The sequence below is a fragment of the Luteitalea sp. genome, from assembly GCA_009377605.1.
Classification (GTDB): Bacteria; Acidobacteriota; Vicinamibacteria; order Vicinamibacterales; family Vicinamibacteraceae; genus WHTT01.
In genome coordinates, this window is record WHTT01000077.1 from 20706 (window position 1) to 31499 (window position 10794).

7 protein-coding genes are annotated in these 10794 nt (G+C 62.9%); 4 read left to right on the top strand and 3 right to left on the bottom strand.

Annotated features, from left to right (window positions below; all coding sequences use genetic code 11):
• Positions 1 to 119 precede the first annotated feature (119 nt).
• Positions 120 to 896, top strand: a complete 777-nt coding sequence (locus GEV06_21570) for a helix-turn-helix domain-containing protein (GenBank protein ID MPZ20476.1) — start codon at positions 120 to 122, stop codon at positions 894 to 896.
• Here the strand turns inward: GEV06_21570 and GEV06_21575 are convergent.
• Positions 893 to 2713 (bottom strand): hypothetical protein, encoded by a 1821-nt coding sequence (locus GEV06_21575; GenBank protein ID MPZ20477.1) that lies wholly within the window; start codon positions 2711 to 2713, stop codon positions 893 to 895. The genes GEV06_21570 and GEV06_21575 overlap by 4 nt on opposite strands.
• Positions 2707 to 3954, bottom strand: coding sequence for a hypothetical protein (locus tag GEV06_21580; GenBank protein ID MPZ20478.1), 1248 nt, complete (start codon positions 3952 to 3954; stop codon positions 2707 to 2709). The genes GEV06_21575 and GEV06_21580 overlap by 7 nt, the downstream gene beginning before the upstream one ends.
• Positions 3955 to 4075: 121 nt before the next feature.
• Here GEV06_21580 and GEV06_21585 point away from each other — a divergent pair, with 121 nt between their 5' ends.
• Positions 4076 to 4996 carry an amidohydrolase family protein gene (locus GEV06_21585; protein MPZ20479.1) on the top strand — a complete coding sequence of 307 codons (921 nt, stop codon included), beginning with the start codon at positions 4076 to 4078 and terminating at the stop codon, positions 4994 to 4996.
• An 88-nt stretch (positions 4997 to 5084) separates the two neighbouring features.
• Positions 5085 to 6170 (top strand): mandelate racemase/muconate lactonizing protein, encoded by a 1086-nt coding sequence (locus GEV06_21590; GenBank protein MPZ20480.1) that lies wholly within the window; start codon positions 5085 to 5087, stop codon positions 6168 to 6170.
• A gap of 825 nt (positions 6171 to 6995) precedes the next feature.
• Here GEV06_21590 and GEV06_21595 read toward each other — a convergent pair.
• The gene (locus GEV06_21595; protein MPZ20481.1) at positions 6996 to 9464 is read right to left on the bottom strand and encodes a hypothetical protein; all 2469 of its coding nucleotides are present in this window, start codon (positions 9462 to 9464) and stop codon (positions 6996 to 6998) included.
• A gap of 245 nt (positions 9465 to 9709) precedes the next feature.
• Between GEV06_21595 and GEV06_21600 the strand changes: the two genes are divergently transcribed.
• The coding region (locus GEV06_21600; protein MPZ20482.1) for a TonB-dependent receptor plug domain-containing protein at positions 9710 to 10794 on the top strand (1085 nt) is incomplete at its 3' end.

The following is a 10794-nucleotide window of genomic DNA, read 5'->3' on the forward strand; positions in this document are numbered from 1 at the left end:
AGCCACCTCATCAGGGTGTAGCGCCATGGCCTCGAGATGCCGAACCGCGTGTCGATGAGGTAAAGTTCGGATGAAGCTGCGGCGACGGCCCGGGTGATTGCAGCAGCGAGAAGTCCAGCATGAGTGTGACAGGGCCAACCGTTCCGGCGCTCGAGCGGGCGCTCGCCATCTTGGAGGTGTTGGCCAAGTCGCGTGCGGGTCTCTCGGCCGCCCAGATCGCCCGCTCCCTCGGTCTGCCGAAGAGCTCGGTCCACTATCTCGTGCAGACGCTCGATCGCGCAGGCTACGTGCATCGTGACGGCCGCACGCGCACCTTTCGTCTGGGCCTTCGCTTTCGGGAGCTGGCAGACCGCGCGTTGAACGGGATTGCGTTTCGGGAGGAGGCGCATCCGTTCCTCCAGCGTCTCTCGCAATCCACGAGACTCGTCGTCCATCTCGGAATGCTCGAGGAGGGATCGGTCGTCGTGTTGGACAAGCTCGAGCCGCCGCAGCCCATTCGCGTGGCCACCTGGGTGGGCAAGCGGATCAGCGTTCACTGCACGGCGCTCGGCAAAGCAATCATCGCCTATCTCCCCGAGGACCACGTGGACGAGATCGTCGCGCGGCATCCCTTGTTGCGGCACAACGAGAACACTATAGCGTCGCTCCGCCGGCTGAAGGAGGAGCTGGAGACGGTCCGTCGACGTGGGTATGCGTTGGATGACGAGGAGGAAGAGATTGGGATGCGCTGCATTGGGGCGCCCGTCCGTGGCGCTGGCGATGTGCCGCTTGCCGCGCTGAGCGTGGTGGGTCGGACGATGGACGTCGACGCCGAGAACTACGAGCAGCTCGCGCGCCGCGTCATGGAGACGGCAGCAGCCATCTCATCGCACGTCACCGAGCAGTGGATCGGTTAGTTGTGAGAAGTCTCGGCGTTGCCCAGCGTAGACCGGAAGAAGTGAATGCCGGTGACCAACGCAACAGCGGCAGCGAGGGCTGCGGTGGCAAACCAGCCGCCCATCACGCTGAAGAACGCCACCACGAGCGAGAAATAGAAGGAGACGCCGCTTGCGCACGCGCGCAGATCGCGACGAGTCTCTTCGCGGAACGCCTGCTGGTCGCCCACCTCGAGGCGAGCGCGCACCGGGCCCCACCAACCGATGGGACGAACGGTCCGATAGAACGCATCGAGCACCTTCGGATCCTCGGGCGGCCCGAGGAACGTTGCCAGCAGAATCGATGTCCAGCCTAGCACGAAGAGAATCCCAAAGCCCATCCAGAATGGGTACACCTCGAGATTGCCGAACGCCGGCACGAGGCCGTCGAGACTCACGCCGGTGAGGCTGTGAATGGATTCGCGCAGCCGAGCGGGCACGACGGCGTCCGACCCGAACCAGACCAGGTACCCGGCAGGCACGGCGCCAAGAATGCCCACCATGTCCGCATAGACGTTCGTCCGCCACCAAAACCACTTCAGCCAGGCGAGCGGCAGCGGAAACACCATCAAGGCCGAGTTGATGAAGAGCACCCAGGTGTCCAGCTTCCGCGGATCAATTGCCGCGCCGAGAAAAAACGCCGCACCCAGCAGTCCCGCGGTGAGCACACGGCTGACGGCGACATACTCACGACTGTCTGCGTTCGGGCGAAGTCGTACGCGATACAGATCGTTCATCAGATACGACACGGCCCAATTCGCGATCGAGGAGATCCCAGCCATGTTGCCGGCGAGGGCGGCAACCAGCAGCACGCCGAAGATACCAGCCGTCGCATGGTTCTTGGCGAGGTCACCCCAGAGCTGCGCCGGCACGGCCACATCCTCTGGCGCAAACATGGCGGCGGCGGCAAGGCCGATGAGAATGAACGGGATCAAACGGATCACGAGGGCGAGCAACCCGTTGAATATCTGGCCAGCGACCGCATGCCTTTCATTGCGCGCCGCCAGATACCGCTGCGCGGTGAAACCCTCACCGGCGTACGGAGAGCCCGCGAAGAACAGCCCCTGGACGATGAGGGCCACCACAGAGATGGCCGTCAGCTCGTCGCCTTGGGGCCAGGGGCTGAGAAAGCCGCCTCCGCGAAGTGTCTCGATACCTTGCCAGACCGCCTCGAAGCCTCCCTCGCGGCTGAGCAGCATGACGCCGAAGAGCAGATTGCCGAGAATGAGCACCGAGAACTGAATGACATCGTTGTAGGCGACAGCGAGGAATCCGGACAACAGCGTATAGAAGAGCGTGATCCCGCCAAAGACCAGCAAGACCTGCCCGTTGGTCCAGCCCAGCATCGGCGCGATTGTCGCTGCCATCCAAGCCGACGCGTACGCCAGCGCGGTCAGGCCCCAGGCCACGCACGCGTAGACCGCGAACACGTTCCGATAGAGCCGCGCTCGGCGGCCACCGTAGCGGCGCTCGATGAACTCTCCGGTGGTTACCACGCCGAGCCGTCGCCAGAAGCGCGCCCACAGGACAGCCACCAGCGGCATCCAGATGACCCAACTCAACCATGCCATCAACCACAGGCCCGCAAAGCCTCCCAGGAAGAACACCATCAGGAAGCCTTGACCGCCGCCGGTGTAGGAGGCGGAGTCGGATAGCCCTATCACCCACCATGGCAGCTTGCGATCGGCCAGGAAGTAATCCTCGACGCCGCGCGACGCGACGCGCCGGAAATGCAGCGCAACGCCCACCAACAGGGCGCAATAGACGATGACAATGAGCCAGTCGATGAACGTCACGATTCATTCAGACCCCTGAAATACCTCCCGAACTCTTCATGCAGCTGCGGTCGATCCCAGAGGAACTTCTGCGGAAACTGTCCCGTGATCGGATAGGTTGGCCCGGCATTGGGCCGTTTCTCTACCCAGTTCTCATCGGTGACACGAAAGTCGCCTATCCGATAGCCATACATGTCGAGGTGCGTGATCCCTTCGGCGAGCGCCGCCTCGGCTATCTGTCGGATCTGTGGCACGGTGGGATACTTTGCCGGGCCGTCCTGGAACTCTTCCTTGGGGTTGGCAATCCAGAACGTGTAGATGATCTTCTTCTCTGCGCCCACGATCTCGCGGAGCTTGACGATGGCGCGGCGCGTCCGCTCGATGGCGCGCTCAGTGGCGCCAGGCGTATCGTCGTACTCCGCCATCGTGTACGCGCCGACCGCGTCGAAGTGCTTCGCGACGCGCGCGAAGTCCAGCCCTTTCGTTTCGCGATGCACCGGGTCGAGGATGTAGTCGAGGTCCTCGAGGTATATCTCGTGCTCTTGATCGGGGTCGATCGCACGAATGAACTCGACCGTGTCTGCGGCCCAGTCCTCCCACCATTGCGCGCGAGCCTCGACCCACTCCTTCCAGCGCGGATCCTTTGATGAAGTAGGAAGCGGCTCACCGAAGGCTTTCTTTTCCCAGGTGTTGTACGAGACGATGTCTTCGTCTGGTCCCAGCCCTTCACCGCTGACCGTCTCCATGGGGCCAGTCATGAACGAGTCGTCGAAGAGATAGCCTGCCATTGCCGGTTCGTCCTTGTAGGTGCGAGCGAGCGTTTGCAAGTACTCCTTCCACTGGGTCGCGCGCCACTCGGCGTTGAATGGGTCGAAGGTAAACAGATGCTTCCCGGTGACACTCACCTGCTGGTGGTCCGGCCGGCGCTCCAGATGGTTGTGCGTGGGATGCCACACGATGATGTACGCACCGAGCCCCGCGTCGTGTGCCCACTGCATGGCGTCGCGCGTGTCGGCGACCCGCAGCACGCCGGCCGATGAGTTGAGCCCCCACCCAACCACGACATGCGTGAAGCCCAGTTCCCGCATCTTCGCGAAATCTCGCGCCCATTCGTCCTTCGGCGCCGAGTTGAGCCAGTACCAGGCGCTCACGCGGATCCGGGGCGCCGGTTGTGCCTCGGTTGGCCGTGGTCCGGTCTCGACATCCGACGAGCAGCCTCCGAAGAGACAGGCGAGTATGAGCAGACAACTGCCGGTGCGCCGCATGGCCTTTTCCTCCTGCGGCGCAGTCTAGCGGGGCCAGTGCGCGCTCAGCAATTGCAGACGGCAGGTGAAGGCCGCAATCGTTCAGTCTGTTGAACGATGCGCTCGCCGCCCGGCCGATATCATGGGCGCGCCACAATGGGACCGGGGTACCTTTTCGGGAGCGAAAAAGGTACCCGGTTCCTTTTCCTGGGAGGCGCGAATGATCGTCGATTGCCATACGCATATTGGAGACCACAGCCACGTGAGCGAGCAGTTCGTCGCCGATGCCAGGGCGGTAGCCGGCAATCCCAACCTTCAGTTCGCCGTCGATCTCGACGAGCATTGGGCCGCCATGCAGGCCGTCGACCGCGCTATTGTTCTTGGCTTTCGCGCGCATCATGTGGGCTACGTCGTTCCCAACGAGTACGTGGCGGACTATGTCGCCCGTGACCCAGGCAAGCTCGTCGGATTCTGTGCAGTCGACCCTCATGACGAGACGGCGGTGGAACAACTGGACCACGCGGTGCTGCGGCTTGGCCTTCGAGGGCTGAAGCTGGGCCCTATCTATCAGAACATCCATCCGGGCGATCCTCGGATCACACGTCTGTTCAAACGTGCGGAGGAGCTGGAGATTCCAATCCTGATCCATCAGGGCACGACGTTCTGCCAGAACGTGTCGCTCGAAGTGGCCAATCCCGTGCTGCTTCAGCCAGTGGCGCTCGAGTGCCCGCGGCTGCGCATGGTCATCGCCCATCTCGGTCATCCGTGGATTGGGGAAACGCTCGTCCTCATCCGAAAGCACCCCCATCTCTTTGCCGACATCTCCGCCCTCTACTATCGACCCTGGCAGTTCTACAACGCGCTCGTGTTGGCGCTCGAGTACGGCGTCATCGACAAGCTCCTATTCGGCTCCGATTATCCCGTTACCACCCCTCGCTCGACCATTGAGGCGCTCGGCAAGGTGAATGACATCACGCGCGGAACGGGTCTGCCACGAATTCCCGAAGCAAAGCTCGAGGCGCTGATACATCGCGATACGCTGCAGCTGCTCGGCATCGACTAACCTCTGTCAAACGGACGCCTCGGCGAGGCGTCCCTACCATCACGATGGCAGGGCGCGTCCCCCGCACCTGCCGTCCATAGGAGACGACGTGGCGAGGATTGTTTCCATCGAAGCGGTGCCGCACACGATCGACGTCAACCGGGCGCTGGCGATCGTGAGCGCGGCCGGATCGCATCCCGTCTCCCGGTACGTGCTGGTTCACGTGCACACAGACGAACGTGCGACTGGGATCGGTGAGGCGAACGTCGTTCCAGCCTGGAGCGGCGAGTCGCAAGCGGGCGCCGTGGCGGTCGTCGAGGAGCTCTTCACACCGCTCCTCGTTGGCCAGGATCCCCGGCATGTCGCACGTCTATCCGATGCAATCGATCTGGCAATCATTGGGAACCCCTTTACCAAAGCTGCAATCGAGATGGCCTTGCTGGACGCCGCCGCCAAGCTGTTGGGCGTGCCCGCCAACCTGCTCCTCGGTGGAGCGCGGCGGACAGGTGAGATTCCGCTCAAGGCGTCGATCGGAGCCTTCTCACCTAGCGAGGCGGCGCGCGTAGCCGAGTGGGCGCTCGCGCAAGGCTTTCGGGCCGCCAAGGTCAAGGTGGGGCTCTCCGTGCCGGAGGACCTCGAGCGAGTGGGTGCCGTGCGCGCTGCCGTTGGGGATGACTTCCCGCTCGGCGTCGACGCAAACGCTGGATGGACCGAGCAGCAGGTCGTCGCGGCGCTCCCCGGGCTCGAACGACTCGGCGTCAACGTCATCGAGGAGCCGTTGCGCCGTCGCGATTTCCGAGGCTGCGCGCGGCTCCGTCAGCGCAGCAGCATCCCCATCATGCTCGATGAATCGGTGTTCACGCCACAGGATGGGCTGGATGCCATTCGCGCCGATGCCTGCGACCTGATTAGCGTGTACCCGGGCAAGAACGGCGGAATACGCCGCTCGCTGGAGATTGCCAGCCTTGCCGCCGCTGCCGGCCTGCGCTGTGTGATTGGGAGCAACCTCGAGTGGGACATTGCCACTGCGGCCATGCTGCACCTCGCCGTGACCATGCCCGCGCTCTCCCCCATCATTCATCACGACATCATTGGGCCGCTGTACCACACGCGGCGCGTCGGTGAGCCGTTGATTCGCTTCGATCGCGGACACGCCCTGCTCCCTGAGGGAATAGGCCTCGGGGTGTCGCTGTAAGCTCATCGCGCCGGCGCTGCTGATTTCCACTGGAGCTTCGTCATCCGGATGCCGTCTAAGTGACGATTCAATCTTGAATCTCTTCTTCACTCTCTGACCATTCTCTACGACGGTTCCATCTTCGTGCGTGTGCCCCATATAATAGCTGTAATACAAGCCATTATCTCGCAAGACCATGGGGTCCCGTGAGTGATTGTAAGGTCCCGTGAACAGATCAGGCTTGCCCTTTTCGTTTGATACCCTCGTGAACCGTTTTCCATCCTGGCTGGTTGCCAGGCTTATCCGGTTCAAGTCGCCATAGACCATGTAGTAGGTACCGTTCTCTTTGAACACATAGGGTGCCTGCAATCCTCCAGATGCCTCACCCAAGGTCGTGTCGGCCTCCATCGCAATGCCCATCGGTTGCCAATGTGTATCGGTGAGCCGTTTACCTTCCCAACGATAAAACAGTCTGGTATTCTCGCCGGCTTTCGTCTGACGAATACACGACCATAACTGCCATGTGCCATCAGCAGCCTGCCAGACACCAAAGTCAACCGGCTGTTGTTCTCTTGTCGTGTACCGTCCTAAGTCAGGATTCCCAGCGATGCGCCACCATTCGTCGTCTATGTGGGGAATGAGAATATCTGTGTCTTGAGCAGTGGTGGACGACATGGAGAAGCCGGCACGGCGGACCGGCGAGGCGGCCCTGGTGTCCCTTGCGCTCAACACCGGCCACGCGCAAGTCACCACCGCCGCTCCCCGCCGAACGAACTGCCGTCGATCCAGTTGTGTGTTCCTGCTATGTCGCATGTTGCACGTCCCCCAAAGGTCGATTCCTGCAGGCTAAAGACCACGCGCTACAGGTATGGTGATGGTGCCGCCACGGTCGGACACATCATGCGTCTGGCCGTTGACCTCGACGCGCTGCAAACCGGGAACGGGTGGCGCGTGCAGCACCACGCGCGGCGGTTGGTCGCGCCATTCCGCCGCGAAGGACACGGAGAGCGTTGCCGCATCCTGCGAGAGCCGAAACCGAAGGCTGACCGGTCCGTGCTCGGTCGGCATCTTCTCGAACACAGTCTCCTCACGCGAAGAGATCCAGGCCAAAGGACATAGACGAAGCAGGTGCACTTCCTCCGGCTGCAAGGCATCGTCCACCACCGCCTGTCGTAGACACCACACGATGAGTGGCGCCACGAACACATTGCCGTACATTCCATGACGATGCTCGCCGGAGATGAAGGTCTGCGGCGAGATCGCACCGGTCAAGAGACCGTACATGCCCTCGAGAAACCGATGGCGATCGCCGAGCTGCCACGAGTGGCAGATGTTCCAGCTGTAGCACGGCTCTCCTGAGGACTGTTCGTGGATGAGGACCGCGCGGTCGAGGGGATTTGGGCGATAGCCGTAGAGGCGCCGATTCGGGCCCTCACGAAAGAACTTCACCACCGATCTCATGAGCGGGTCGTCGGCGTCCATCAAGCCGGCCCAGACGTGGAACAGCGGCCCGGCATCCAACATCACGAGGTCCCCGAAGATGTGGCGCTTGGCCGGGATGAGGTTTGCTTCCGGCACGTGGTGCTTCTGGCCGGTCGCATCGGTCCAGGTCGGCGCGGCAGCGGCACGCGCACGATATGCTTCGACGAACCTGGACCTGAAGGTCTCCGCGAACGCCTCGAGCTGGCCTGCACGTGGATGCTGAAGGCGCTTGAGCAACCGGACCGCCGACGCCAGGCCCTTGTAGTTCCAGCCCATGACCCAGACCGCTTGCGTCTCAACGCCTTCGTCGGTCGCCACGGCCGGTGGAAGGAGGCCTTTCACACCCGCGTGGCCGGTGATGGCACAGGCGTCTTCGATGAACGCGCAGGCGCTGACGATAGGCTCGAGCCATGCGTCGATGAAGCGTGGGTCGCCAGTCAGCAACGCATGATATGCGACGAGATGCAGAATGGCGCCGTGATCCGAGAGCCAGTCGATGGCGGTGAGCGTCTTGGGCGTGCTGAAGTACCCTGGGTGGAGCACATAGCTCTTTCCAGGAGGCTTGACCGTGCCTTGCGTGCTTCGATAGAGCTCGGCATAGCGCGCCACGGCTTCATGATGTCCGAGCAGGTCGAGCAGCATGTGGCTGGTCATCGACGTCGGCGTGCTCCAGAGCACGTCGTAACCATAAGAGCCCGACAGTAGTGTGTATTCCCCGCTGGTCGGATTCTTCTCGGCGATGATCTGGGCGAACTGGATGTTCCGCTCGATCGCATGGTTGACGAAGTGCTCGGGTGTGGTCACCCGCGCCGCATCTTGCGTTGTCTCCTTCCAGTAGGGCTTACACGCAGCGAGCGCTCCATCGAAGCCACGAGCCAGCTCGGCGTCGAACGCAGCCTGCTCCTGTGGCAACGCCGCCACCAGCAGATCGGCGTGCGCCCCCTGTTCACCCGGCAGCTCCACAGCGAGGTTGTAGATCCGGCTGCCTGGTGCGCTCTCTGCAAAGGGCAGGGGTCCGGCCGGCGAGGGCGCGACCGCGAGTCGCACACGCCCCTCTGCATTGATGATGCGCACACCGGACTGGGTGTCGCGGCCCATCTCCCTGAGCGGCGCCATTAGCGGCGCGCGCTTCGGATCCGCCACGAGCACGACGCCGTCCTCGTGCTTCCATGGGTACTCGTGCCGGAAATATAGTCGACTGAGCTGCAAGGCAACCGCAAATCGCTTCGCGGCGCGAATCTCGTCGACATGCACTACTGACAAGCGCACCCAGGCGTAGAGCGGCTCCACGCCCGTCGTCACGGGCCGCTCACCCGGCACGTGGGCGAAGACTTCCTGGCGGATCACCAAACCTTCCTGCAGCGGCCATTCGGTCCACAGCACCGGGGTCTGGTGGTCGTCGCGCCAACCTTGGATGCCGAAGCCGCCGTCGAGGTGATACACGCGTGTCGGAATCGGCGGTAACGGCGGCGGGGATCCGTCCGCGCTCGGAGTGAAGGTGAGCTGGAAGTCCAGGTCTCGATAACGAGCCGTGTGTGGCTTGCGCTGGTCGAACGGCTCGAACATCAGGGTTCCGTTGTAGAGCACGTTGAACCGGAAGAGATGGTTCTTCCATCCGATGGGGGTCCAGACGTCTCGTTGGGGTGCCCACCATGTGCGGGCGATCTCGATGCTCGGCTCGCTGGGACATGGCGTCCCGGTCGGGACTGCAGGCCACGACGTGAAAGGGCTCGCGCCCATGCCGGGAACGTCTTGTCCGGCGGCGGCCTTCCTTGTCGTTATGAGCGATGCGCTACCCCCCATCAGCAGATGCAATGCACTCCGACGATCCACGTACGCCTCCTCCAATGAGTTCCAGGGGCGGGGCTTTAGCCCCGCCCCGCCCGACCTAAAGGTCGGGCCTACATGCCCATCGTGCCTCAACCGAAATCTGTAGGCCCGACCTTTGGGTCGGGCGCTCACGATTCCGTTCAACCAATTGAACGGTCGCCCCTCAGCAGTGTCGTGCACGGTTGAATCGTGTGCGCTCCCGCTAGAGAGTTCATCGTGGGCCACCGGTCCAATGAGGAGGGGAAGCCATGAAAAGCGTATGGTGTGCGCTTGCCTGTCTGGGAATGCACCTGGCGCTCGCCGTGACCACCGTCGCTCAGGTCGGCACCGAGACGTCGATCTCGGGTGTAATCACGGACAGCTCGGGCGCCGTTGTGCCCGGCGCTTCTGTTGCCGTTGTGCAGCTCGAGACGGGCTTGGCGAGAACGGCCGAGAGCGACACGCGAGGCAGCTTCGAGATCTGGGCGCTCCCGATCGGCCCGTACGAGGTTACCGTTGCCGCGAGTGGATTCAACGCGTGGAAGGCCGAGCGCATCGTCTTGACCGTCGGAGAGCGGCGACGGCTGTTTCCAATGCTGAGCATCAGCAAGTTGACGCAGGAGGTCACGGTGGTCGGCGGGGCGGCGGAGTCGTTGCAGACCGACAACAGCGCAGTACAGACCGTCGTCCAGATGCACCAGATCCGAGAGCTGCCGTTGAGGACGCGCAATCCGGTGGCGCTCGTGGGGTTGGTCCCGGGAATGCGATTCATCACCAGTGATTCCGGAGCCGAGCGGAATGCGTACGTACAGGGGCTCGGCGCCCGCTCGAATGCGACCGGCTTTCAGATCGATGGGGCCAACGCGAACTCCGGCATGGACGAGGGAGCGATGGGCGTGTCGAACGTCGAGACCATCGCAGAGTTCTCCGTCCAGACCTCCAGCTTCGATGCCTCGTCTGGACGGAGCCCGATTCAAGTGGTCATGGCTTCTCGCTCTGGCACCAACGATATCCACGGCACCGTGTGGGAGTTCTTTCAAGACGATGCGCTGAACGCCAGAAATGCGTTCGCCACAGAGGATCCCCCCGAGTTCGAGCGCCACGAGGTCGGCGCGTCGCTTGGCGGTCCCATCGTCCGTGACCGGCTCTTCTTCTTTGGAAGCGGGCAGGCGCGTCCGCTTACAGACTTTCGCGTGTACAACCAGACAGTTCCGACGCCGTCAATGTTCCAGGGGGACTTCTCACACCTCGGCTCGCCCATCATCGACCCGACGACCGGTGAGCCGTTCCCGGGCAACCGCATCCCTGCCGACCGCATCTCGCCCGCATCGCGGTTCTTCGAGCCACACTTCCT